Origin of the sequence: Legionella lytica (assembly GCF_044626755.1) — a bacterium.
Classification (GTDB): domain Bacteria; phylum Pseudomonadota; class Gammaproteobacteria; order Legionellales; family Legionellaceae; genus Legionella; species Legionella lytica_A.
Genome location: NZ_JBGORX010000001.1, coordinates 889,294 through 913,405 on the forward strand (window position 1 = coordinate 889,294; position 24,112 = coordinate 913,405).

Here is a 24,112-nt window from a genome sequence, read left to right on the forward strand (position 1 = left end):
AGTAAAGACCTACTCCGAACCAAATTTCCCTGTTTAACCGTGAGATTCATAGATCGAGCAATATAGATGGAGCTTTGCTAAACTACAGTGTTTTAAAGGTCGGTAGTATTTCCTCATCCATTGGAGGCGCTGAAGGTAAATCGCTAGCCTGATTAGTATTGTTTAATTCCTCAAGGGTAAAAGTAAGGGATGAATCCAGGGTTTCCAATTTGCTAAGCAATCGCTCCAAAATAGAAACAGATGCTGTTATGGGTTTATTAAGCCCCAGTTGGGTCAACCCATACTCCAATGCAAATCCTCCTAACAAAGGCACACTCGCAAATAAAAAAGAACTCGTCGCCAAACCTAAAACAGCGGCTCCCGCGACGCTTGCTTCCGTACTATTTTGCGACAAAGTGTAGGTGAATGTAGGTCGTGGCTGATTCAAAACATCCCGATGTTTTGCCAGACAACTAGAAATACTATTTTGTAAAATTTTAATTAAGATAAGAATATTATTAATTTCTATAATGCGGTCGGCTGCAATGGGCAGCGCATCAAACTGTAGAATAACTGCATCCAGTTGCTCACAAAGATTAGTGAGGATGATGCTTTTTTTATAACTTTGATTTCCTGCATTATTATCCACTATCCCCGTTAACTCTCTATTTTTATTGCGTAATTCATTCAATAAAGGATGTAAATCACGTAACTCTTTAATACTTTTAAAATGACTTAGTCTTTTTGAAAACATACTTCTTCCTTGAGTTAAAAACAAATCTCTCTACCCACTTTGAATAAAAGTGGGTCATTAGTCAAGCCACAAGCACTTGACGATCTCAAGCTTATGTGTGAGTCTTTAATATAAATCCCTTGGAGTAACAAATGCTTACACAAGTTTTAATAAATATCTGTTGGGCTCTGTCATTCACTTTTTTTGGAGCCATACTCGGTACCGGATTAATGCTCATGGTATCAACCATTGTTCCTCAAATTCTAAATAAAAATACCCCTCACATGGATGAGGCAAAAGAAATGTTGCGTGGTAATACGGCTGTTGCAGAATATTATGGCCGTGTGGTCTCTTCCGTGATTATTGGCGTCAGCATAATCATTGCCGCCTCTGTTCTTGGCGGACTAATTGCTGGATTGCATGGTTGAGTCTAAACCGATGAGACAATTTCTTTTAGCACTAACAGTCCTGTGCACATTGAGTATTAACGGATGGACTCGTGGCGGCGGAGGGTGTTTCGAGCAAGGAACATTCATTGCAACACCTCAAGGCGAACGTGCCATAGAATCACTACGCCCGGGTGATTGGGTGTGGAGCAATATCGGCGGACAACACAAAAAAGCTCAAGTCGTCGCCACCAGCCAAGTAACCCCTCAAGACTACATGGAATTGACTCTTTCAACAGGCATTATTCATGTAACCGAAGAACATCTTTTTGCTATAAAATCGGGAGAGTTTCTCCGAGCAGGTAACCTCAAAGCCGGTGATAAAATCATCATCTGGCATAATAATGAATGGCAACCTCTCGTCATCGATCGCATCACTCATATTAAAGCTCATAAACCCGCATTTAATCTACTAGTAGATTCAGGAGCGACTTATTTTGCAAATGGGGTTCTCGTTCATAATAAAGGCTGTTTTTTACCGAATACCCCCGTTTTACTCGCCAATGGACAAAGTAAAGCAATTAATACCATTGAGCCTGGGGACATAGTTCAAGCTTATGAAGTTAATGGTGCTCTGGTTCCGGCGAAGGTAAAGCACGTACTAAAACATCAAGTAAACTCTTATTATGTGATTGTTACAACCAGCGTAACCATCAAAGTAACGGGTGAGCATCCTTTTTATGTGGGTAAGGGCCGATTTAAAACGGTAGAAACGCTACGTCCTGGTAATTTAATTTATGCATTTGCGGGTAATCAGTTACGGTTTGAGCGAATTACCTCCATGAAAAAAATTAATGCAAAAACCACGGTTTATAACCTACAAACCGCTGAACCTCATACCTATTTTGCTGCAGGCATTGCTGTTCATAATAAAGGAGGGGGTGGTGGCCATGGGGGTGGTCATGGCGGTGGCTTTAGAGTAGGCTCCAGCAGCAATAGTGATGGAGGGTTCTTTTTTTTCATCCTCGCCGGTGTAATCATATGGTATGCCATTAAAGGTGCCCGAGAACAAAATGCTAATCTGGATTACACCTACTCTCGAAATACCATTGAACGTAAGTCAGAAAAGACGTTAAAACTACTGACATTTCTTGCCAAGCAGGATAAGACCGTTGATCCTGCCGCACTAAAAAGCATGGTGCATTTAACCTTTCTTTCACTCCAAGATTGTTGGATGAAAAGAAAGTATGAACCCATGAAAAAATTATTGATGTCTGATTTGTTTCAACAGCATACAACACAAATCGATGGGATGATTCGTAACCATGAAATTAACCGCCTTGATCGCCTACAGATTTTAAACATTGATTTAGTGAATGTTCGCTACACAGAAAAACCTAACCAGCGTGAGTTTACTGCGTTAATAACTGCTTCTGCACGTGACTTTTATGTAGATGACCGTACCAGACAATATATTCGCGGTGATGAAGGTCCCGAAACATTTCAGGAGTTTTGGACGTTCCAACGTCAAGATGATACTTGGCTGCTGCGTGAAATCGAACAGTCGCGTGAGTCTGACTATTTAGAAGTAGAAAATTTTTGTGAGTTCTTTACCGATGCACAGATTGAAAAAATTTACCAAGATAAGGTTGATAACTTAGGCACAGCGGGCCCTTGGCTAGCGAAAGACGTTCAGGAAAAATCAAATAAAGTCGATCGCATGCTAAATTTTTTAGTTCAGAGCAATAAAATCTGGAATAAACAAGCCATGCTTAATCGCGTACGCTTGGTATTTACTAATGTTCATTTGGCCCTTGAATCCGGTGAACTAAATGCTGAAACCGAGGAACAATTGTATCCCGACCTGGTTGACCAATTTAATGAGTCAATAACCGCTTGGAAAGCTTCAGGAAAAACAATTGAGTATCGTAATTTTTGTGTACGTAAGGTAGAAATACTTTTAGTAAAAAGTTTTGATGATAAAGCAAAAAATGAATTCACCGCCAGAGTAAGCGCACATGCTCAACGTATTCAACAGAAAAATGGCGAAATCATATCCAAAGATACGGATGTGACTCCATTTGAAGAATATTGGACATTTGGACAAGTCGACCAGGAATGGAAACTGAAAGAAGTAATGTCTAAAACAAGTAAAAATGAAATCATCAGCGCAGACAATCTTGAGGAAGGAAGCTCCCCCGATCTGGTCAAATGGTATTATACGAAAAAACGTGCCATTTAATCTACATTTGATGAGGCAGACGAGCTAGATTTTTTAGAAAATCGCAGCGAGAATAAAAATTCTCGCTTTAAACAAACAACTAAGGGGGCGCAGAAGACGACACATGCCAGTCCACCGAATTTATAATTTCATTCCAACGCCCCGAGGACCAATTATTAAAGCCACTAAGACATGGTTTCTTTATTTCCCCAATTAATAGCTTAAATTGCTCAAATTGTTCTTCTTCTAAATCATTAAGATCGTTATATTGCAAGGAAATTTTTTGCAACGAGAGCGAATTAAAAAGATTACGCAATACCTTCCAATGTTCTAAAGAAAAATTAGCGACTTGTAATCGATTCCCATCAATAGTAAATTCAACAAGCTTTTCAGCACCACTAAGTGCACTTGCAAATGCTTCTAAACAACTAATAGAAAGATATCCAAAGTCATTTCTTTTTAAAATAAGATGACTCACCTTAGAATCATGGATCATTCCCCCTAAAGCGGCCATCTGCTCAACAGTCATTGACGTAAAGGGAGTGTCGGATAAATCCAGCTGTTTTATTTTTTCCTTCCGCAGTGCTACTGCATACACACTCATTTCGTCAATAGTGAATAAATGAATATCTTTAGGCTTTCTTGATTTAGTAAACATAATTATTGCCTAGTCCATAAAGCTAACAATTCAAGCATAAATTCAGTAATCTTGTAAATTAGTTTCCCTTAATCAAATGAAAATTAAATAAGCTCACCACCGATCATCATTTCCCCAATTACTGTTGTTCCCTCCATAACCATCATTATGTTTCTGAAAATCTCGGCCTCTTCCCTGATGGTAGTCATCATTATGTTGATGATGTTGATAACCACGATGGTGCTGATGACCATTATGATGAGTTCCATGATTTGAAAAACCACGGTGTGGAGGTGGGCCACCTCGAAAACCACCACCGGGGTGAGCAAAAGCAAATGAGCTACTTAATAAACAGAATAAAGAAATAGAGACGCATACATGTCTTTTCATTTTGTTCCCTTATAAAATGAATTTGAAACAAGAGTTAGCGTATTGATGTAAAATAAGCGTAGCACAGAATTTTAAAGGTGTGGAGTTCGCCGTGAAGACACTCCGACGACAATTAAATGGTATGAGTCATTATCGACATTTTTCATTGCAGAAACAATAAACGAAACGCTTTTCTCAGAAAAAGGCCCTACCAGTCCCTATATTTTTCGTATATTCTCTAAAGCTGAAGTAAGTAATTAGTTAGGGATGAAAGAAATGAATGTTGCAGAATTAAAGGTACTCATTGAGAAACTCAAATCACAGCGCTCAATAGACGACCACTCAACGCAAAGTATCGATTTATTCGCACAAATAAGTAACGTCATGGAAGAATTAGAGCCTGAAACCGAACTCACGCATAAGACCTTGGAAGCATCATTCCTTTTACTAGGCAATAATTTATATGATGAGCTAACAAATAAACAACCGATGTTAACTGAATTGCTGGCTTTAATTACCAAGTGTTGCAGAATGATAGGATATGGCGATGCTGAGGAGCTTGATAATTACCCTCAGCACACATTAACAGATAAAATTAGTAAAAAAAGACCACAAGAACAACAAAAATTAGAAGACATTATTTTCTTTCTTAGAGCGGCCTTTTACCTCATTCAGAAACATTACACTCAAGAACAATTAACCTTAATGTCCTTTTTAATCTATTTCCGCCGCCGAACAACTGATGAGGAACGACGTTCAGAACTCGCACTTTTTGAATGGCTGCATCATCAAAAAGCAAACTGCCTTAACTTTCTGGACCTCCATGTTGGCCATATAAATATGAGATCCATTCAACTGATTCGTTGTTGGCCAAACATTTTTAAAATAATTCCAACCACTTATACTCGATTTATAAGAAGCACTCAAAGTTATGAGTTACTTTGGAATGCAGAACAAGACAATCCTATTTCGAGAATTACTCTTCTAGAGGATACCTACGCGTTATTAGAAAAAAAATTTATGACGCAGAAAAGGCGAGGCTATGCCGCTTGCCTCCAATTTGCAAACGACATAAGAATGCAGCTACCCGAGGAAGCTCATGGTGAAGCACTTACAGTCTATTTAGCACTCTATTTATTTTGTCTTAATCAATACAAACAATTACGTCATACCGATCCCAGCATTAGACATAGTTACTTCTCCCTTTCCAAGCAAACTAAAGAAGATGCCGTTGATAAAAAACAAATGGAGCTTCGCGGTGCCCAGGTTCAGTATGGTTTTTTTGAACGTATGGCCCTAAAAGAGGGGCGTTTAGGAGCATTAATTGCCTCCTTTGAAGAACAAATATCCTATATTCGTTTTTTAAATTCAAAATTATAGGGTATGTACAGCAAGTCACCTCATAAGGAAATGATCTCAGAATAAAAAAATTGTCTATACTTAAGACAAGTAATTTATTATGAGTACATGTTATGGCAAAAAATCCTTTAGCGAGACTCGCTCAATCCCCCGAAAAATCAACCAGAAAACAACTCCAGGAGTACATAGGCAGATATGCTGGAATTGTAGATCATTTAAGAGTTGGTGGTGTCGACGGGAATCCCTATACCGATGCCGAGCGTGCCAGAGATATGCAAGAGCTGGTAAACGTAGCTGAAAAAATCAAAATGTTAGATTATAGCGAAGAAGATTTTAAAAAGCGCGTCAAAGGCCTATCAGGAATGGAAGAGGCACAGCTACGCTCCGACTATCGAGAATATATAGAAATAAGAAACGAAACCAGAAGCCCTCAACAACTCTTTACAAACCTTGGGATAAAATTACCTGTTCCTGAACCGATCTTAAACGATGCAACACTACTTGATAAGCTAAAGAGAGCCGTAAGTGCATATAATGCTGCCGAATCTAATTTAAGAGTAGGACAATTCACGACAAAATACACTGATACCCAGAGAACGGAAGATCTACAAAAGTTGGTAGATGGGGCTGAAAAAGTAAAAAGATTATCTAGTTGGATCCCTAAAGCACAATTCGAAAGAGCAATAGCTGCTCTGCCGGATTGGCAAACCCAAAATGGGTTTAGGATAAATCTGGCAGATATGGAAAAAATTGTCAGTGGTGAAAAAAGTCCCAGTAAACTCGCTAATGATATAGACATAAAATTAGTCATTCCCACTCACCAAGTACCGATAACTCCCCCTTCTTCCTCTCCCCATAATATAGAGCATCAAGCAGGACAAACCGAAGCATCTAAAAAAGAAGGTTTTTTTAGCAGGTTTAAAAATAAAGTAACAGAGTGGGCTTCCAGTGTTACAAATTTCGTGAAAGAAGCAACAACCCGCTCTCCTTCGTCTGGTACAGCAGAGGATAACCTTGGGGCACCCAAAGCAGACAAACCCGAGTCACCTAAAACAGAAGGATTTTTTAGTAAGTTAAAAAATGGTGTATCGGATTTAGCTTCTAATTTTGCAAACTACATGAAGGCACACCCTGTACGAGGAGGCCTCTTAATTGCCGGAGTAGTGGTAGGCATTGCAATCATTGTTGCCGCCTCAGTATTTACTGGAGGTGCGGCTGGCGCTGCTGCAGTGGGTGGAATGACAGTCTTGATGGGGGGGGGTAGTTCATTAATTAGCGGTGTTTTAGTGGGAGGAGCCATAACTGCATCCAGCGCCATAGCCTTAGCATATGATGTGAATGCAGAAATCAAGGCAGAAGAGCTTAGTGCAAAACTAAGAGGAGTGAAGAAAGTCATAGATACCATCCCAAATCCATCACCCCTAGCCCAGAGCGATGAACCGAAAGTCGAGCTACCTAAACCTGGGGCTAGAGTTCATGAGGATTTGCTTCATAACGTAAATAATGGAAATAGCGAAGGAAATATAGCCGCCACAACTGGGTCGCGCGAGACCGTGCAATCCACTAGAGGTCCAACAGCACCTAGTATAGACGGCTTGGTTGATGAGAGCGATGATACCGAGAGAGAGTCGCCTCATCTGTCTTAGTTCAAGCAGGGCGTTTTCTGGCTTACGCTCCGCGGGAGGTAGCGTGATGAGAGATGTACATAAGATTTCCTTGCAAGTAACCGGCTATATAAGCCATGTGTTAATTTACTATTACTTAACTGTACATTAGTACCCGCTTTTATATAATGGAACTCCTTAGCAATATTTTTGCTCATTTAAGGAGTTAATTATGTTGAAAAAATCTGTTATTGTAGCCCTTTCCTTAGTCAGTTTATCCACTGCTTACGCAGGGGACATCGATTTAAGCTGCATGGTTCAAGTAGCAGTAGCCTCTCCTCCTGTGATGCCCAAAGAAAATGTGGCCTTTAATGTTGCCAATGAATATGGATTTAGCAAATCAATTACTTTAACCGGCAAGAGTGGCCCCCAGTATATTGAAAATGTACCTTGCAATGAACATCCATTAACGATTACCGCAACTTCTTACGAAACACCATCAAATACGCTGCTAACCCAACCTGGCGTAGGGGTTGGCAAACTTAAAGCTGGACCAATTATTTTAGGCTTTCCAGGAAATAGTGTCTCCGTTGTATTCCCTTATGATTTCACCTTTGATGGATAACCCGAATTAAAACCCAGTCGTCATTGTGACGCCCAGCGAATCAATGACGAAACCCATAAGCCAACGTTTAATGCAAATCAATAAGTCGATTCAAATCAGTTACAAGCTCTCTAGTCGCAATAGGATAATAAAAATAAGCCTGTATCCTTGCCTCTGGATTAATAAGCAAAATTTCTGTTCCATGGCTCATAGGGCTTGCCGACACGGTAATATGCAATTGCTTTTGTAAGGAATTTATTACCGACATTGGGCCTCTAAGTGCAATAAAATGCTCATTAAACTGATGAACAAACTGATTAAGCTCTTGTATGGAATCATGCTCAGGATCTACAGAAATAAAAATAATCTGGGGCCGTTTTGCTGGCGGTAATTGCTCATAGACTTGCTTCAACACAGACATAGTCAACGGACAAACCATCTTACAGCGACTAAAACCAAAAAAAAGCAAAGACCAGTGACCTTTTAGCTTTGTTTCAGAAAATACATTCCCCTGATTATCAACAAGCTCAAAACTCGGTACCGGCTCAATTTGGCTAATATAGACCCCATGCTCCAGGCGAACTGGGCTATGATAAAAAACAAAATAACTAATAAGTAACGCAATAAGAATCAAATAAAACACAATCATCCTGATTATTTTATTCATTTTATTCATTCCTAAATTAATAAAAAGCAAACGAACACCAAACTACATTATCATGAGCTCAGCAAGGGAACACCACGAGAATAACCTACTTTAAAAATAGCGTGCTAAAATTAAAGAAACGAACTATATAGAAGCATAAAACATAAAGAGCTTTAAGGAAATGTATACAGAATTTTTTCAACCAAATGCTTTACCAGTGGATCAGTTAAAAGGAGTATATGATTCAAGATTAATCATCTTATCGTATCTGGTCGCGGTAATGGCATCTTATGTCGCTCTTGACTTAACCGGCCGGTTACGCGATCACAATAATACCAAAAAAGACACATGGCTCTGGTTAATAGGTGGAGCCATTGCTATGGGCTCAGGAATCTGGTCCATGCATTTTATTGGTATGCTTTCCTTTAGCATCCCGGGCATCACCTTACAATATGATGTGTATTGGACCATTATTTCACTGTGCGTCGCTGTATTCGCATCAGGCTTCGCATTATTGTTATTAAAAAGATCGATCATTAATGTGATTCATCTTATTGCCGGTGGTTTCATTTTAGGCTTGGCTATCGCCTCCATGCATTATACCGGAATGACCGCCCTACTCATTTCTTTAAATATAAGTTACTTACCCAGCTTGTTTTTACTGTCTATTCTCGTGGCTGTTATCGCCTCAGAAGCAGCAATTTGGTTTGCCTTAAAAAGTAATACCGTAGTTGCCACATTAAGAAATCGAATTAAAATTTTATCAGCCATGATCATGGGCTTGGCAATTTTTGGGATGCATTATACGGGCATGGCCGCTTCTGTCTTTAGCCCTCTGTGCACTCCAACCATTAGCACCGATGAAATACCAGGCATAGCTCCAGCTGTTTTATCGATTATTATTGCCGCAACAACCTTCATTATTATGGGTGTCGCCTTTTTGGCTTCCAACTATAAGGAAGCCAAGAATCAGCAACAATTTGAAAAAGCAAGAGAGTTAGGCATGTCAGAAATGTCCGCCTCGGTTTTACATAATGTAGGTAATGTCATCAACTCCATAAACATTTCCATTGAAACACTGCTTGCCAATAGACATGCTACCCCCTTAAAAACACTAGAAAAATTAGCTGCTTTATTGAATACCCATAAAGAAGACTTACCCAACTTTCTTAGCCAAGACAGCCGAGGCTCGCATATCCCCGCCTATATTAATGAGCTGGCACTATGCTGGGAAAAAGAGCACAACCAGGAAATTGCTGAACTGGAAGATATGACCAAAAATATAACGCTCATAAAAAGCATCATCAACACCCAACAAACCGCTTTGAAAAACGAACGTTTTGAACAAATTATTTCACTTAATGAGCTAATTGATGAAACGCTTTTATTATCTGGAGCTTATCTAAATAAAAAAATTACTGTTATAAAAGAATATAGTGATCTTAAACCCATCGTGGTTGATAAAACAAAGCTGTTTCAAATACTAAACAATATTATTTCTAATGCGAAGGATGCATTGGTTGAGTCAACTAATACACCTAAAGTATTAACAATTAAAACCAAACTAATAACCAAAGATAAAATTGAAATTCAAATTTCAGACAATGGTGTTGGTATTTCAAACGCTAATTTATCGCAAATTTTTATTTTTGGTTTTACAACTAAAAAATCGGGGCATGGTTTTGGACTCCATGCATCTGCTGTTGCTGTTAATGAACTAGGTGGTGAAATTAAAGTTTCTAGTGGGGGATATGAACAAGGAGCAACGTTCACTATCTATTTACCGAACAGTAAAGCAAGCATATTAAAATGACATCTAGGAGTTTTGTTATGAATCAGCAAATAGATTTTCGAATCTTAATTATTGATGATAATCCTGCTATTCATCAAGACTTTCAAAAAATATTAAAAACGGAGCATTCAAATGCCCATCTAAATAAGCTTAATCAACTTATTTTTGGTGAGGAAATAGCTCCAGAGTCTGACTTGAGCTCAAATAGCTTACCTAACTTTCAAATAGACTGTGCATCTCAAGGTTCTGAAGGCATTCAATGTATTCAGCAGGCGTTGAATGAAGGCGAACCGTATGCCTTGGCTTTTGTTGATATACGTATGCCTCCTGGCCTTGATGGAGTGCAGACGATCACCAAAATTTGGGCTTTAGATCCAGAAATACAAATCGTAATTTGCACCGCTTACTCAGATTATAGTTGGGAAGACACCGTCAATGCTTTAGGTCTAAGAGATAATCTATTAATTCTCAAAAAACCCTTTGATAGTGTTGCGGTGCGTCAGTTAGCATGTTCGTTAACAAAAAAATGGCGCTTAATGCAAGAATCCAAAAATCGCCAGGAGCTATTAGAACAAACAGTAAAAGATCGCACTGATTCTCTGCAACAAACCTTATCAATGCTTGAGCATCAGGCTACTCATGATAGTTTAACTAATCTACCCAATCGAGTATTACTGGTAGAACGAGTCGAACAAGAAATTGTTAGAGCACAAGAAAATAACTCAAGCTTTATCATGGTTTTTATCGATCTGGACCGATTTAAATTAATTAATGACAGTTTTAACCATGAAACAGGCGATACCTTGCTTAAGATAGTCGCCGAACGTTTATCGAGTATTACACGTAGAGAAGATATGATCGCTCGTTTAAGCGGTGATGAGTTTATTTTTATTGCAGTTCCATCCGAAACAGCGCATATGGAAAACGGTGCATATGTTGCAGAGAGAATCTTAGCCACTCTTAATAAAACGTTGAAAATCGGGCAGCGAGAACTAATGATCTCTGCAAGCCTTGGAATCAGCGTTTATCCTCAAGATGGCACAACCGTGGAAGAGCTTTTACGTCATGCCGATTTAGCAATGTATCGAGCTAAGGCCTTGGGAGGTAACCAATTTCAATTATATGACAGTGAACTGCAAGAAAAATGTGTTGCTCGTTTAGAGAAAGAAACCGACTTACGCCAAGCGTTAATAGAAAATGAATTTTTTATAGAGTATCAACCACAATACGATACGAAACATCAAATGCTAATTGGGATAGAAGCATTAATTCGCTGGAATCATCCTGAACACGGCATTCGTTTACCCATGGATTTTATTCCACTTGCCGAAGACACCGGTTTAATCGTTCCCATTGGTGAGTGGCTGATTCGTACAGCCTGTAAGCAAAACAAGGCTTGGCAAGATAAAGGCCTTACTCCCCTCCCTATCGCAGTAAACATTGCCACTAAGCAATTCATGCAACCTAATTTTATTGCGATGATAAAAACCATATTAACCGAGACCAGACTTGAGGCTAAATATCTTGAAGTAGAAATTACCGAAAATGTTCTTATTAATTCCAACAGCGTCATTCATGCAATTCGCCAATTGAAACAAATGGGGGTGAACATCGTGCTTGATGACTTTGGTACTGGAAACTCTGGGTTTAATCATCTACATCATTTGCCAATTGATCAGCTAAAAATCGACCAATCATTTGTGCAAAACATAAACAATAGCCGCTCTGATGAGATCATTATTCAAGCAATTATAAATATGGCTAATAGTTTGAAATTAGATGTAGTTGCTGAAGGGATTGAAACCCTGGGCCAACTTAAGTTTCTGGAATCGCATTCCTGTTATAAAGTTCAAGGCTTTTATTTTAATCAACCCATGTCCGCGAATCAGTTGGAACAATTAATTCTGTCATTCCCGGATAATATTCCATCGATGTGATTGATAAAAAAGAAAGTGGGGATCACATCGGAATTAAAAATTTGTACTTAATCTATATCCCTTCATCGCAAGGAAGGTAATAAGGAAGCAATTCAGGGCATAAATTCCTACCCTTGGTTGCTTCACTTCGTTCGTAATGGTTACATCAATAACTCTTAAGAACCGCCTGAGCTGTCCCCGGCATGACTAAATCACCATTAGTGGGATCATACTTTGGTGGCGCATTTTCACTAACCGTTAGCTGACTTAAATAATAATTGCTACTAACGCCTACAGGACTTGGTGAAGAATATACCGGCCCCTTTGACCCAACAACCGGGTTAATCAAAATACTGGTAATCGGTGCAATACAGGCCATACCAACTCCAGCCCATACCGTGATTCTCCCTTGATAAGGAAGTGTAGCCGTAAAACAAGGCGTTGCGGGCCCATTTTCAAAAGAAATCGTTACTGCAGTAGGCACAGAGCCATTCGCCCCTAACAAATTAACGACCTCAATCCGCTGAATTGGCGCATTTCCGGCAAAAAGGGCTGTCGAAACAACCAGTCCTAATAACGTGAGAATCCCTTTTCTCTTCATAATATATCCCTCAAAACATTAAACGGGTTGAACAGCTTAAACAGGTACACCAAAACAGTTATTCACATTAAATGGGTTACTCTGATCCAAATTAGTGAATACGAGGTATCCCGTTGTCGGATTAGTGAATAAACCTGTAATTAGTGCGATATTATGTCCAACAATGAGCTGATCTTGGATCACATAGTTTCCATTTAAGCTATATGAAGTAACGGTACTTGTAGTATCACTAAAAGAGCTTCCTAGCAAAATATACTGGAAGGGATAGCTGGTATCGATGTAACAAATAACATTATAAGTCACCGAAGGAATCAAACCAGCAAGCGAAATCTTCGTACTGGTTCCCGCCGCGACATTGCCACCCCCACTTAAAGTCACTACAGAACTGGTTGGCGCAGCAACACTACCCATCGTCCCTAAAAGAAATAAAGCAGCGATGCCCATTCTCCCCTTATTCATACACATTCCTCCTGGAAAACTGCTTTTATAATAAAACGCTCAATAGTGTAAATATTTAACGAACTATTTCCTGTTTCCATTATCTGGTTTATAATCGACCAGTCATGACGACTGGTCATAAGTCCTTAACCCATCGTACAGTATAAAACTATTTGATTATTTTCAATATTATTGAGATTTGTTTATGGGAAAATCACAAATCAGCCTTATAAAGCAGGCTTTTTTTAATCATACCTTGAGGAATGATGCACATTTTTCTTTTGCTCAGGCAGACTTTGATTTAAACCAATTACAAAATGAGTTTTCCTCTTTATACCAAATACTCCGCTCCAATAAAGAATACTGGGCAAACCATGTTGAAGTGGTGCTTTATGCCAGCTATGTCTGTGATTTAATGATTCGTTACTATGAAATAGATTATCACCCAGCCGAAATAGAAAAACTTAAAAAACAAAAAAAGGAAATTGACTCTTACGTACAAGGCCACTCCTTATCTAATGAGAACGCCTCCAGCAACAATACATTTTTTATTTTTTTATTGGAACAAATTAAAATTAATTTTGATGCCCCTGGTACTAGTCTGGATACCTTAACCACTATACGTCAGAAAGTAGGCAAACTAAACACCAATCGCTCTAAATTTGGTTACAGCCGCGCCCTAGCCATGCAGCTATTGGCTTATCTGGAACATAGTTCGTTTTTTGAATTAATTCAGGAAATGAATGAAATTCTTGGCAATCAATACGGTTTTGTCGATGGCATTAACCTCTTAAACCAATCCCGTGAGACCTTAGCGGCATTGGGCATCATTCTGTTTGCTTTTCGCTTTATCATTAACCTTATTATTGGAATCAAGCAAATAGTCCAGGCGTCGGTTGAGAAAGAACTAGCCATTTCTAAAGTGTTCAAACAAGAACTCGAGAGACGAGGCTTCACCATGGCCAGCGATTTAGTTTGGTCTCTAGTTGGCTTACTAACTACCTATCCTAATTTTTTCCATGTTCCCATCACGTCAGTATCCCCCATCATCCTTGCTTTTTTAGTCTTTGATGCCTTATTGCTTTTAACCCAGTGGCTTTATGAGGCTGCGAACTATAAAAAGCAAGTACAGGAATTAACTGAGCAAAAAATAAGTGCAGAACCTGTTGAGCTTCTCGTGATTCAACGCCAAATGGATTTGCTAAAAGATGACTGGGAGGCTCAGTGCTCTTATTACGCGATTAATATTTTAGGGGCACATATCTTAGCCATCAGCTTTGCGGCAACCCTTATCTATACCGGCCCGCTTGCCATCGCAGGAGTAGCCCTATTTAGTATGCTAGGTAATGCCCTATATAACACTGCAGAAGAATATAAAAAATACAAAAAAGCTCAAATTGCAGTAAACCGTGAACTGGCTAACGGTCAAATTTTAAATAATGAGCATCATCAACAATTACTCAGCCTATTGCGCGAAGAGCGTAACGAAGCTCATATTGAACTATGGGATTCATTAACATTTAACTTTGGGGGCATCGCATTCATCATTACCGCCACGATCGTTTGCTGGCCCGTAGCTCTAGTGGTTACCATCGGTTATATTGGCCATCAACTCAATAAATCCTATCAAAAACAACTCCATCTTCATGATCATGATGGCATTGCTCATGATCTTTATCGCTTCATCAGCCTAGAAAGTACTCATGAAGAAGCCTCTGCACTCTTGGAGTTAGCTCCATAAAGAGAAATCGTAAGGATCAACGCCGCCACTACAGCTCAAAATTCTCCATTTGCTATAATTAACAAAAAGGAGACTATTATGAGCAAAAGTACTCAAGCACATAAGAAAAAAAATCACACTCATCAATCTGATAGTACCAAAAAAGAAAAACAAAAAGCGCGCGAAAAAGAATTAGATGAGACATTAAAAGAAACTTTTCCTGCAAGCGATGCAACGGCAAAGTACTAGAATATAGCTAGATAGTATTCTAGTTTAATCTTTATAATTGAGAGCATAGCGAAGCAACCCCAGATTACCTGCTCCGGGGTGGCTTCGCCGTGCTCTAATTTGACGATGAGATGGAAAGCCCGCCATTCTCCACCCAGAGGAACTTGTTCCACTTAGGTGAAGCCTTCGTGCATGCCCCAAGGTGCGTTCTCCATCGTCAATCCCAAATACCTATTAGCGCTATTTGTTCCTGGATAAGCCCGAACTTTACTAAACCGCATCGTTTTTGCCCTGCCAATGAGCGAAAAAAGGCGCTTATTTGCTCTTTTCGAGTAGCCAGGAAGTCATTGTGAGCAAAATACATACTATATTTATATATGTAATAAAACCAGTTAAGTGAATACTATGACGCCATTATTTCCAGAAAAAGGGCAATATATCCTGATTCAACAAGGAGTAGTAGGTGACTGTTATCTTTTATGCTCATTAGATTGTATTCTTAATGGCAGACCAGAAAACCAAGATTTAATCCGGTCAAAATTCACTCAAACACATGAAGGTGTGTATCTACGTATTAAACGTACCGATCAAAGCCACTACTTAAATCCAGAAAAAATGCAGGGAAAATACATCTATTCCTACGATGTGGAAACAGATGAAGATGTAATTTTTATTGATAATCAAAAACTTGAAGCAATAGATGGGGACTCTGGCGGTGTACAATCAAACGCTCTTGCAGTGAAAATTTTAGAGCGTATTAGTTCTTACTATTATGTAGGTGCCTGGGATAACGAAGGGGTAGATGCCAGCATCTTTGCTCATAACATCCCCCAACGGCATCAGGAAACCTCTACTATATTTGTCGGTAAGCTATTAGGAATTGAAACAACTGATACTCGAGATATTAATGCGATTATTAATTTGAAAATGCTAAACCCCAATGAGCCCATTTATATTAGTATAGATTATGGGGATAGAGACGCTTTTGGCCATACTGTTGGACGGCATGCATTAAGAATAGAAAGTATAATACCCATGCAAAATGGTGATTATGAAATCGTATTAATTAATCCGGAAGATAATACAAAACAAGAGGTCTTTACACTTTCGGATATTAAAACACGGAACTATCGCTTTTCTATTTTTGATATGGGATTCCATAAAAAGAATTTAATTGAGCCAAGGCATGGAGCACAACCCAAACCCTTATATGCTGCGGGTTATCCTGAATTCCCTCCTATAGTGGCCCTAGCTCCCGCCGCCCTTCCAATTAGATACGGTCAGCACGGCTACCCTCCCGTCCAAAATCCAGCAATTGTTGCTCCTCTGCGTCCACGGCCAATTCATCCAGGTAGAAACAACGTCCTATTAAAACCACTAAACCAGCCTCCAAATCCGATACTTCCGCTCAATCAGCATGCTGCACACTACGGACAACATATTTATCCTGGATACCAACGTCCTGTTGCCCCTCCTCCAGGCCCAAATATAGCATACGCTCAACAAAGGTATAATTTAATTCCTGCTCCAGCAATCATAGCCCCCCAACCCTCCCCACTCATAACTCCTATACCTGATAATTATGAACAACATACTGAACCATATATAGCTAAAGCTCAGCTTTTTTTCAGGAAAGCATTTAACGGAATGGAGTATCATCAAATTTCCTGTTCTAGCAAAGCCGAAGCAAATGCAATTCAACTGCAATTAAAGGCACTAGGGGTTAATCCTTCTCAAGTATTTAATGCAAACGACTCGTGGAGGATAAATTGTGATAAATTAACCGTTCAAATAGATGCGAGACAATGCATCGAAGAAGCAATTAAAAGTTATCAAAACATGCCCCAAAACTGTATTATTCGGGGAAAAGAGCCACGAGTCTTTAGTAGAGGATACCCAGAGATAAGCCATTATGAGCTATGCTGTTCTAGTCAGAAAGAAGCGGTAGCAATTCTCAAACAATTGAATTCGTTTGGTGTTCACAGCATGCAGATTTTTGAAGATAAAGGCCGTTGGATAATACATTGTAATAAAAAAACCTTGATACAAGATGCGAAACAAAACATAGAAACGGTACTTAAGCATCTTGAGGCCTCTTCGGCCCCACAAGTGTTTGCTCCACAAGCTCAACAACCTGGAGCCCCTCAGGCTCCTCCCGTGAAAGCAGGAATTCATGCCTGGATTAATTCACCATCGCCAATATCCTTCAGAGAGTGGATTAAAGGACTTGACGATCGAAAAGCTGCGATTCTTTCTAATAGTTTACACAGTCTTGAAACACAATTTAACTTAAGCCTAATGTTGCAGTGGATGAAGCCGCTGACTCCCATAGAGGAAAGCGAATTATTATTTATATTAAACAATTATAAAGTAGAGTACCGTGGCGGAACCAACTCAAAAAATTTATTAATAATTAATGCGATCACTGGTGAAAAAGAAATTTTGAAACTGGAACATCGAATGGGAAATCCTGATACGCAGGCTCAATATTTACAAGAAATTCCTGAATTACAGGAATACTTTGTTCAAGTCCACTTCAATAAAGCGGTAGCTATTACAAAAGACAACTATGGTCTGAATGATCGATGTTTACAAATAACCGATTTTTGTCCTGGTAATGACATTAGCACTCAAGCCAATATGCGGCTTTCAGACGAAGAGCGGCTCATTGCGGCCGGGAATATCTATTCACAAATGGCGCAGGCTTTAATTCTTATGGAACAAAACGCAACATTCTATATGGATATGAAAAACTCCAATTGGTTGCTGGAGGTAAATGGTATTTTAAAAATAGCAGACACAAAATCCATGTGCCCAGCAGAAAATTTTACCAGCTTAAGCTCCTTATCAAGCAACGGATATAACTGGCTAAGAACTAAATATATAACCCCTCCAGAGCTTCTCAGTTGGGATAGCGATCCCGATACACTTATTTCAATTTCTCATGCAGAAGCCTTTATGTTTGGAAAAAATCTCTATGAATTTTTAGCTGCTACTCCTCCCTCACGTACAGTAAATGCAATCCAATCGTTTATGGAACATCATGCCAATGCAGAAGCATATGATTTTAGTGCACCAATTTTTCAAACGCACGTGGGTGCCAGATATACAAGATTGATCCAACAGTGCATTAAAGAAAATCCTCTTGAGCGCTTTGATATGAATCAAGTCCAACACGCAATGCAGTCGATACAAGACATTGAAAAAGACCACCACGCTTTAGGTACGTATTGGGAAAAGATGAATCAGCTGGATCAAATGAAAAATCAATATCCAGACCTGGCCCCAGACATAGAAGTTCACATGATTTCCTGGCAAAACCAAATGCTTAACCCCTTATTAGGTAATATTGAATTAGCCGTAATTAACGACATGATGGAGACTTACGGCCTTATTATTCACACCATTCAACAAGCTAGAGAACAATATCAAAACGATCCGAACCTACACCAAGAATTAGATAAAATTCAAGAAGGTTTGAATAGATATGATGTAGGGTTATTGCATTTTACAACCACTCTGAGAACTCTTAATCAACTGATCGAGGAAACAGAGCAAGCTTATATTCAACAACAAACATTTGAAACCTTAACACACAAATTGAAAGAAAATTATGGACACTTGGCTCAAATACAGGATAATTTAGCGCAAATTGAAAATAGAATCGGATTTTATGCTTATATGCCTATAGAAGACATTAATAATTTTCTCAGGGCAATAGTGAGTACGATGGAACAGTCGAATGCATATGCCAATATGGCTGCTAATCAGCAGCAACCCCATCACGATAGAGTAGAAACGAGTAAGAGATCTCAAGCAAATATGGCGGCTGGAAATCCTTATTCCTTTTTAGCAGGAACCCAAATGAATGTAGATCAACCCCCGACAGATGCTAATGAGAACCCTCCTGACATGGAGAAAAGAAACAAATATCCCAAGTAATGGAGTTAAATATGCCTGAAAATTATTCTCAGCTAGCCACAGAATTAAATCTAACACCGGTCTATGAAAATGAAGCACCGCTTAGTGCACTCAGAGACTGGTGTTCCGATCATTTTTTAAGCCTGCCTGATACATCTGAACCCCAAAATGAATATCAAGCCTTACAAAAATTGGCAGAAGATTACTTAGATTTGTTTCCTTTACATAATAGAGACATAAATATCCCCAATAGAAATCTTGCAGGCTTTACCCCCATACAATGGGCCACACTTAAAGGATATAAAGAGTTTTTAGTACAGCACATTAATAATCAAGATCCAATTAGCCGAAGAACTCCACTGCACCTAGCCGCAAGCTATGGGAATTTAGAGATTGTACAGTTTTTACTAGAGAAAAAAGCAAGCAACACACCCGATCGCAGGGGCATTTATCCTCTTCATTTGTCCTTAACTTTAAATATGATAGAAGATACACCTTCCGCAAAAGAAAAAAAAATACAAACCAGGACAGAAATTTACAAGGCATTAAAAAAAGATAAGCCTGAAGTGGTGCAAAAAATAGACTCCGAGAAAAAGAATGTGGCCCATTATATGGCCGTTTATGGATTCAATAAACTATTGGACGAACTAATTAGAACACGAAGTAAATTACTTCTAGAAAGAGATTTGACGGGACTCACACCGGCTCATTTAACCATTCTTGCTGGACAAACAGCAAGCTTAATTCTATTGCTCAAAGATGAACGAATTCGCAAGTTGTTCAATGAAAAAGGCTCTCTATTGCATTACGCTGCAGATGTAGGCTCACAAAATGAAATTATGGCTTGTTTAAAAGCGGGTTGCGACGAGCATGCTCCTGATAGCAATAACCAAACCCCTCCGATGCTCGCTGTTGCCCGAGGCAATTATAGAGCTCTTTCGGGTTTTAATGTCGAAAGCCTCTCTAAAGCACGATTTGGAGAAAATGAATTAACCCTTTTACACCTAGCAACAAGAGCGAATATAGAGGCATCCCAAAAATGGTTATCAGAGAATACAGACCTCTCCACGGTACGCGATAAAACCGGTCGTCTTCCTGAGGATTATAACTTAGAACAAAATCTACTCCCCTCCCGCATCTTTCCTTAAAAAGTTATACGCCTTACCCGTATTAGGACTTAGTTTAATACGGGTAATGGACCTATCCAGCCATTAACAAACTCAATAAAACACAGTATGATCCTGACCTCAATTATAAATAGAGGTGTTGTAATGAATTCCATCAGAATAATCATGAGTCGTTTTATATTTATGGGCAGATGGATTCAATTACCCTTATATTTAGGGCTACTTTGCATCCTGGCCGCCTATGTTTATCGTTTTTTATGCGAGCTGACTGAACTTATTATTCACATCAATAAGGCCGATGATACCCTAATTATGCTGGGTGTATTAGACTTGATTGACGTTGTAATGATTGCCAATCTGCTCATTATGGTTATCTTAGGCGGTTATGAAACATTCATTTCTCCTTTACGATTAGACACCCATCCGGACCAGCCTGAATGGCTGGGGCATTTAGATGCGGGAGGGATGAAAGTTAAATTGGCGCTCGCGCTAATAGGGATTTCCTCCATCCATCTATTACGAACCTTTATTGACCCAACCAAATTAGATAATTTTGGCATTATGTGGCAAGTGGTTATTCATTTAACGCTTATTATTTCCGCACTTGCAATTGCATTTACCAATAAAATACTCAGTCAAACGGCAGTGTCGCATGGGATTAATGAAGATGCCCATTAACCCATTAAAGGAAAAAAGTTTGTTGACTATAAACACAGTTACTGTACATTTGACACTAGCAATCTAATGGCTACATAAAGTACGTTAACTCTTAGACTAACGTGTACCTGTGGCTTGCCTCGGGGCCACGGAGCTTGGCACAACTCAATTCTAAGTGACAGGAACGTATTCTAACCACCATATTGCTTTATCCAGGAAATGATTTTTTTAACAATACAGGAGTAATATCTATGTTTAAAGCAAAATTAGCAGCCTTTACCAGCGCCTTAATTCTTGCTGGAACTACTTTTGCTAGTTCAGAAGTATGTCCTGATCTAAGTGCAATTCAAGCCGAAGGTTTTTCAATGTCCATGCAAGTTTATGGTGTTTATGCTGCTTACCAAATCAGTAATTTTGGCACCGATGAAAACTGGGGTTTTGTAATGGCGCCTGTTGAGGCTGATTCTGAAGAAGAAGCTGTAGAAAACGCAAATGACATTTTAAACAGTATGACTGCCCCTGGCGTTCTTATCGAAAATGGTGTTTGTAACTATGACACGGGCGTTCCCGACGTTTATGCGGTAGCAATTCAAGATGAATTCCCAACCCCATTAAAATTAAGGCAGCATATCCGTCGCTAATTGGGTCTTATGTAAACGTTCGCCTAATGGCAGCATTGCCGAGTAATTAAGCTCAGCGAACATATCACTAATCCCAATGCTGGGTTTAACCGCCCAGCCTACACGCAAACGAACTGCACCCAAAAAACCAATAAATAACTTCATATGCTCTATAATTGATCTTGCAGATACTTCATTACGCTTTTTAATGTTAACTTTAACTACGAGGTGTGAAAAATGGACTTAAGTAAACGCATCGAACCCAAGACGTGGGCATTTATAGAAAAAATCAAACAAGCCGGTGGGAAACCGTTGTATGATCTTCCTGTAGAAGAAGGCAGAGCGATCTTTGATAAATTACAGGAATTGTCAACCGATAAACCTGCTGTAGATATTGATGATCACGTGATTAAGCAGGAAGCAAAAGGTGATCTCAATATTCGTATTGTACGTCCTCAAGGTGCTAAAGAGCCCTTGCCAGTAATTATGTTTTATCATGGAGCAGGTTGGGTTTTTGGGGATTATCAAACACACGGTCGACTCGTACGTGAGTTGTCTGTGGGCGCGCATGCTGCCGTTGTCTTTGTGCAATACAGTTTAGCTCCCGAGGCTCAATACCCTACGCAAATTGAGCAAGGCTATACTGCGCTGAATTACGTTGCTGAACATGGTAAAGAATTAAATCTGGATACATCACGATTAACCGTGGCGGGTGATAGCGTGGGTGGAAACATGGCAATTGTAATGACTCTACTGGCAAAACAACGTGGTGGTCCTAAAATTGACTATCAGGTACTCATTTATCCTGTGACTGATGCTAATTTTGAAAATGGTTCGTATACTGAATTTGCTGAAGGTCCATGGCTTACTAAAAAAGCGATGCAGTGGTTCTGGGACAATTATTTGCCTAACAAAGAACGAAGAAAAGAAATAACTGCCTCCCCCTTACAAGCAACTGTTGAACAATTAAAAGGCTTACCACCCGCATTAGTTATTAATGGGGAGTGTGATGTCTTGCGTGATGAAGGCGAAGCCTACGAGCATAAGCTCAATGCCGCTGGAGTTCCTGTAACGGGAATTCGTCATCATGGTACGATTCATGACTTTTTGATGCTCAATGATTTAGCCGATACCCCAGCTTGTCGTAATGCCATTGAAACCATTAATTCCCATTTGCGCTCCGTATTTGCTAAAAAACATTAAACAGTAGCTACGAAGCAACCCGGACTCAACTCTGGGTTACTTCACTTTGTTCGCAATGACGGCTTTTTTATTTAATTTCCATTCCCCGCGCACGTTTACCTCTTAACCTTTGCCACATCATAAATCGTAATTGGATCTTGAATCCCTTTAACTTGAACGCGCAAATGCCCATTTGTTTCAATATTTTGACCCAGCTCAGAATAAGTGGCCTCAGAAATGAAGATTTGCCCACCAAGGCTTAATCCCTGGATGCGCGAAGATAAATTAACTGATGATCCTATAGCACTGTATTGCATACGCCTTTTAGAACCAATGTTTCCTACTATGGCATTTCCTGTATTTATACCAATCCCCATATCTAATTGCGGTAGATTTTTTTGCACATTTTCGCGATTAAATTTTTTAAGTTCTTTTTGCATATCCAAGGCACAACCTACGGCACGCAAGGAATCATTTTCTGTCGCGTATGGTGCGCCAAAGAGTACCATAATCGCATCATCAATAAAGGCATCCACGGTACCCTTATGCTTCTCAATAACCCGTACCATTCGAGTAAAATACGCATTCAAAAGCGCCACCAGCTGATCGGCAGGAACGTTCTCTGATAAGGGGGTAAAATTTCTTAAATCACTAAATAAAATGGTAATTTTAGTTTCACTCCCCCTAATTTATGAGGTGCTGGAGAAGCTAAAATGGTGTTTACCACCTCATCAGACATATAAAAACTGAAAGTTTTGCGTAGTAAATCATTACGGATCTCTAATTGCTTTCTAATTTTATGCAATACATGATTTGAATAACGCAAAGAAAGTTCATCTTTAGCGATATTAGCCAGGTTTATCAACAACTCAAGCTGCTCTGGTTTAAGGTCTTTAGGAATAGTATCCGCAAGACCAAAAGTCCCTACGTTGTAACCATCAGGAGAAGTAAGTGGCACACCGGCATAAAACCGAATAAACGGTGAGTTTCGTACAAAAGGATTGTTAACAAATCGGTGATCCAGGGTCAAATCCTGAATAATTAAGGGTTCATTTCTTTTTATTGTTTCATTACAAAAGGCGATTTCTCGTGGCGTCTCGTTCTCTTTTAACCCATGCAATGATTTAAACCACAATCGTTTTTCATCTAAAAAAGCAATATAACAAATTGGAGATTTCAATAAATTAACAGCTAAGCGCACTAGGCGGTCATAACCCTCTTCACTGTGAGTATCCATGATTTGCAAAGCACTCAAAGCATTGACCCTTTGTTGCTCGAGTTGATCACTACATAATGCTTTTTTTGCCATAGCCATGGTAATCACTCCCTTACCTAGAAACACCATCCTTTTGTTCAATTATAGACCATCAAA

23 protein-coding genes are annotated in these 24,112 nt (G+C 39.3%); 14 read left to right on the forward strand and 9 right to left on the reverse strand.

What is annotated here, in order from left to right:
* Window positions 1-82: 82 nt before the first annotated feature.
* Window positions 83-733, reverse strand: a complete 651-nt coding sequence (locus tag ACD661_RS03700; protein ID WP_400186393.1) for a hypothetical protein — start codon at window positions 731-733, stop codon at window positions 83-85.
* Window positions 734-864: 131 nt separating this feature from the next.
* On the opposite strand from ACD661_RS03700, the gene ACD661_RS03705 reads away from it, so the two are divergent.
* Window positions 865-1,140: a hypothetical protein gene (locus ACD661_RS03705; RefSeq protein WP_400186395.1), complete on the forward strand. Its 276-nt coding sequence runs from the start codon at window positions 865-867 to the stop codon at window positions 1,138-1,140.
* A gap of 10 nt (window positions 1,141-1,150) precedes the next feature.
* Window positions 1,151-3,340 (forward strand): TIM44-like domain-containing protein, encoded by a 2,190-nt coding sequence (locus ACD661_RS03710; RefSeq protein WP_400186397.1) that lies wholly within the window; start codon window positions 1,151-1,153, stop codon window positions 3,338-3,340.
* 79 nt (window positions 3,341-3,419) lie between these two features.
* Here the strand turns inward: ACD661_RS03710 and ACD661_RS03715 are convergent, their stop codons facing one another.
* Complete coding sequence (locus tag ACD661_RS03715; protein ID WP_400186399.1) at window positions 3,420-3,977, reverse strand: hypothetical protein; 558 nt, start codon at window positions 3,975-3,977, stop codon at window positions 3,420-3,422.
* Window positions 3,978-4,070: 93 nt separating this feature from the next.
* Window positions 4,071-4,346 (reverse strand): hypothetical protein, encoded by a 276-nt coding sequence (locus ACD661_RS03720; protein ID WP_400186400.1) that lies wholly within the window; start codon window positions 4,344-4,346, stop codon window positions 4,071-4,073.
* A gap of 255 nt (window positions 4,347-4,601) precedes the next feature.
* On the opposite strand from ACD661_RS03720, the gene ACD661_RS03725 reads away from it, so the two are divergent.
* The 3 genes from ACD661_RS03725 (at window position 4,602) to ACD661_RS03735 (ending at window position 7,913) form a co-directional block, all read left to right on the forward strand.
* The gene (locus ACD661_RS03725; protein WP_400186402.1) at window positions 4,602-5,705 is read left to right on the forward strand and encodes a hypothetical protein; all 1,104 of its coding nucleotides are present in this window, start codon (window positions 4,602-4,604) and stop codon (window positions 5,703-5,705) included.
* A 92-nt stretch (window positions 5,706-5,797) separates the two neighbouring features.
* Entirely contained in the window at window positions 5,798-7,330 is a 1,533-nt protein-coding gene (locus tag ACD661_RS03730; RefSeq protein WP_400186404.1) for a hypothetical protein, read from the forward strand.
* Between the two features lie 190 nt (window positions 7,331-7,520).
* Window positions 7,521-7,913, forward strand: coding sequence for a hypothetical protein (locus ACD661_RS03735; RefSeq protein ID WP_400186406.1), 393 nt, complete (start codon window positions 7,521-7,523; stop codon window positions 7,911-7,913).
* 67 nt (window positions 7,914-7,980) lie between these two features.
* Here the strand turns inward: ACD661_RS03735 and ACD661_RS03740 are convergent, their stop codons facing one another.
* Window positions 7,981-8,559 carry an SCO family protein gene (locus tag ACD661_RS03740; protein WP_400186408.1) on the reverse strand — a complete coding sequence of 193 codons (579 nt, stop codon included), beginning with the start codon at window positions 8,557-8,559 and terminating at the stop codon, window positions 7,981-7,983.
* Window positions 8,560-8,719: 160 nt separating this feature from the next.
* Here ACD661_RS03740 and ACD661_RS03745 point away from each other — a divergent pair, with 160 nt between their 5' ends.
* Together ACD661_RS03745 and ACD661_RS03750 are read left to right on the forward strand one after the other, a co-directional pair.
* The gene (locus tag ACD661_RS03745) at window positions 8,720-10,351 is read left to right on the forward strand and encodes an MHYT domain-containing protein (RefSeq protein ID WP_400186410.1); all 1,632 of its coding nucleotides are present in this window, start codon (window positions 8,720-8,722) and stop codon (window positions 10,349-10,351) included.
* Window positions 10,352-10,368: 17 nt separating this feature from the next.
* Entirely contained in the window at window positions 10,369-12,267 is a 1,899-nt protein-coding gene (locus ACD661_RS03750; RefSeq protein ID WP_400186412.1) for an EAL domain-containing protein, read from the forward strand.
* 145 nt (window positions 12,268-12,412) lie between these two features.
* Here the strand turns inward: ACD661_RS03750 and ACD661_RS03755 are convergent, their stop codons facing one another.
* Together ACD661_RS03755 and ACD661_RS03760 are read right to left on the reverse strand one after the other, a co-directional pair.
* Window positions 12,413-12,847: a hypothetical protein gene (locus ACD661_RS03755; protein WP_400186414.1), complete on the reverse strand. Its 435-nt coding sequence runs from the start codon at window positions 12,845-12,847 to the stop codon at window positions 12,413-12,415.
* A 36-nt stretch (window positions 12,848-12,883) separates the two neighbouring features.
* Window positions 12,884-13,306, reverse strand: coding sequence for a hypothetical protein (locus ACD661_RS03760; protein WP_400186416.1), 423 nt, complete (start codon window positions 13,304-13,306; stop codon window positions 12,884-12,886).
* Window positions 13,307-13,490: 184 nt separating this feature from the next.
* Between ACD661_RS03760 and ACD661_RS03765 the strand changes: the two genes are divergently transcribed.
* The 6 genes from ACD661_RS03765 (at window position 13,491) to ACD661_RS03790 (ending at window position 21,579) form a co-directional block, all read left to right on the forward strand.
* Window positions 13,491-15,026 (forward strand): hypothetical protein, encoded by a 1,536-nt coding sequence (locus ACD661_RS03765; protein ID WP_400186418.1) that lies wholly within the window; start codon window positions 13,491-13,493, stop codon window positions 15,024-15,026.
* Window positions 15,027-15,104: 78 nt separating this feature from the next.
* On the forward strand, window positions 15,105-15,254 hold the full coding sequence (locus tag ACD661_RS03770) for a hypothetical protein (RefSeq protein ID WP_400186420.1): 150 nt from the start codon (window positions 15,105-15,107) through the stop codon (window positions 15,252-15,254).
* Window positions 15,255-15,638: 384 nt separating this feature from the next.
* Window positions 15,639-19,175: a protein kinase domain-containing protein gene (locus ACD661_RS03775; protein ID WP_400186422.1), complete on the forward strand. Its 3,537-nt coding sequence runs from the start codon at window positions 15,639-15,641 to the stop codon at window positions 19,173-19,175.
* Window positions 19,176-19,186: 11 nt separating this feature from the next.
* Window positions 19,187-20,302 carry an ankyrin repeat domain-containing protein gene (locus ACD661_RS03780; protein WP_400186424.1) on the forward strand — a complete coding sequence of 372 codons (1,116 nt, stop codon included), beginning with the start codon at window positions 19,187-19,189 and terminating at the stop codon, window positions 20,300-20,302.
* A gap of 123 nt (window positions 20,303-20,425) precedes the next feature.
* Complete coding sequence (locus tag ACD661_RS03785; protein WP_400186425.1) at window positions 20,426-20,959, forward strand: TIGR00645 family protein; 534 nt, start codon at window positions 20,426-20,428, stop codon at window positions 20,957-20,959.
* A gap of 230 nt (window positions 20,960-21,189) precedes the next feature.
* Entirely contained in the window at window positions 21,190-21,579 is a 390-nt protein-coding gene (locus tag ACD661_RS03790; protein ID WP_400186427.1) for a DUF4949 domain-containing protein, read from the forward strand.
* On the opposite strand, the gene ACD661_RS03795 is transcribed toward ACD661_RS03790, so the two are convergent.
* Window positions 21,556-21,723, reverse strand: coding sequence for a hypothetical protein (locus tag ACD661_RS03795; RefSeq protein ID WP_400186428.1), 168 nt, complete (start codon window positions 21,721-21,723; stop codon window positions 21,556-21,558). The genes ACD661_RS03790 and ACD661_RS03795 overlap by 24 nt on opposite strands.
* Window positions 21,724-21,795: 72 nt before the next feature.
* Here ACD661_RS03795 and ACD661_RS03800 point away from each other — a divergent pair, with 72 nt between their 5' ends.
* A complete protein-coding gene (locus tag ACD661_RS03800; RefSeq protein WP_400186429.1) occupies window positions 21,796-22,761 on the forward strand; it encodes an alpha/beta hydrolase in 966 nt (321 codons plus the stop codon).
* 95 nt (window positions 22,762-22,856) lie between these two features.
* Here ACD661_RS03800 and ACD661_RS03805 read toward each other — a convergent pair whose 3' ends face one another.
* Entirely contained in the window at window positions 22,857-23,429 is a 573-nt protein-coding gene (locus tag ACD661_RS03805; protein WP_400187221.1) for an adenylate/guanylate cyclase domain-containing protein, read from the reverse strand.
* On the reverse strand, window positions 23,384-24,055 hold the full coding sequence (locus ACD661_RS03810) for a GAF domain-containing protein (RefSeq protein ID WP_400186431.1): 672 nt from the start codon (window positions 24,053-24,055) through the stop codon (window positions 23,384-23,386). The genes ACD661_RS03805 and ACD661_RS03810 overlap by 46 nt, the downstream gene beginning before the upstream one ends.
* Window positions 24,056-24,112 lie beyond the last annotated feature (57 nt).

What these genes read in the sequence shown, in the direction of transcription:
- ACD661_RS03810 (WP_400186431.1), bottom strand. Translation starts at nt 24,055, where the DNA reads ATGGCTATGGCAAAAAAAGCATTATGTAGTGATCAACTCGAGCAACAA.
- ACD661_RS03745 (WP_400186410.1), top strand. Translation starts at nt 8,720, where the DNA reads ATGTATACAGAATTTTTTCAACCAAATGCTTTACCAGTGGATCAGTTA.
- ACD661_RS03735 (WP_400186406.1), top strand. Translation starts at nt 7,521, where the DNA reads ATGTTGAAAAAATCTGTTATTGTAGCCCTTTCCTTAGTCAGTTTATCC.
- ACD661_RS03770 (WP_400186420.1), top strand. Translation starts at nt 15,105, where the DNA reads ATGAGCAAAAGTACTCAAGCACATAAGAAAAAAAATCACACTCATCAA.
- ACD661_RS03760 (WP_400186416.1), bottom strand. Translation starts at nt 13,306, where the DNA reads ATGAATAAGGGGAGAATGGGCATCGCTGCTTTATTTCTTTTAGGGACG.
- ACD661_RS03740 (WP_400186408.1), bottom strand. Translation starts at nt 8,559, where the DNA reads ATGAATAAAATAATCAGGATGATTGTGTTTTATTTGATTCTTATTGCG.
- ACD661_RS03790 (WP_400186427.1), top strand. Translation starts at nt 21,190, where the DNA reads ATGTTTAAAGCAAAATTAGCAGCCTTTACCAGCGCCTTAATTCTTGCT.
- ACD661_RS03705 (WP_400186395.1), top strand. Translation starts at nt 865, where the DNA reads ATGCTTACACAAGTTTTAATAAATATCTGTTGGGCTCTGTCATTCACT.
- ACD661_RS03720 (WP_400186400.1), bottom strand. Translation starts at nt 4,346, where the DNA reads ATGAAAAGACATGTATGCGTCTCTATTTCTTTATTCTGTTTATTAAGT.
- ACD661_RS03750 (WP_400186412.1), top strand. Translation starts at nt 10,369, where the DNA reads ATGAATCAGCAAATAGATTTTCGAATCTTAATTATTGATGATAATCCT.
- ACD661_RS03775 (WP_400186422.1), top strand. Translation starts at nt 15,639, where the DNA reads ATGACGCCATTATTTCCAGAAAAAGGGCAATATATCCTGATTCAACAA.
- ACD661_RS03800 (WP_400186429.1), top strand. Translation starts at nt 21,796, where the DNA reads ATGGACTTAAGTAAACGCATCGAACCCAAGACGTGGGCATTTATAGAA.
- ACD661_RS03715 (WP_400186399.1), bottom strand. Translation starts at nt 3,977, where the DNA reads ATGTTTACTAAATCAAGAAAGCCTAAAGATATTCATTTATTCACTATT.
- ACD661_RS03765 (WP_400186418.1), top strand. Translation starts at nt 13,491, where the DNA reads ATGGGAAAATCACAAATCAGCCTTATAAAGCAGGCTTTTTTTAATCAT.
- ACD661_RS03725 (WP_400186402.1), top strand. Translation starts at nt 4,602, where the DNA reads ATGAATGTTGCAGAATTAAAGGTACTCATTGAGAAACTCAAATCACAG.
- ACD661_RS03785 (WP_400186425.1), top strand. Translation starts at nt 20,426, where the DNA reads ATGAATTCCATCAGAATAATCATGAGTCGTTTTATATTTATGGGCAGA.
- ACD661_RS03795 (WP_400186428.1), bottom strand. Translation starts at nt 21,723, where the DNA reads ATGAAGTTATTTATTGGTTTTTTGGGTGCAGTTCGTTTGCGTGTAGGC.
- ACD661_RS03755 (WP_400186414.1), bottom strand. Translation starts at nt 12,847, where the DNA reads ATGAAGAGAAAAGGGATTCTCACGTTATTAGGACTGGTTGTTTCGACA.
- ACD661_RS03780 (WP_400186424.1), top strand. Translation starts at nt 19,187, where the DNA reads ATGCCTGAAAATTATTCTCAGCTAGCCACAGAATTAAATCTAACACCG.
- ACD661_RS03730 (WP_400186404.1), top strand. Translation starts at nt 5,798, where the DNA reads ATGGCAAAAAATCCTTTAGCGAGACTCGCTCAATCCCCCGAAAAATCA.
- ACD661_RS03710 (WP_400186397.1), top strand. Translation starts at nt 1,151, where the DNA reads ATGAGACAATTTCTTTTAGCACTAACAGTCCTGTGCACATTGAGTATT.
- ACD661_RS03700 (WP_400186393.1), bottom strand. Translation starts at nt 733, where the DNA reads ATGTTTTCAAAAAGACTAAGTCATTTTAAAAGTATTAAAGAGTTACGT.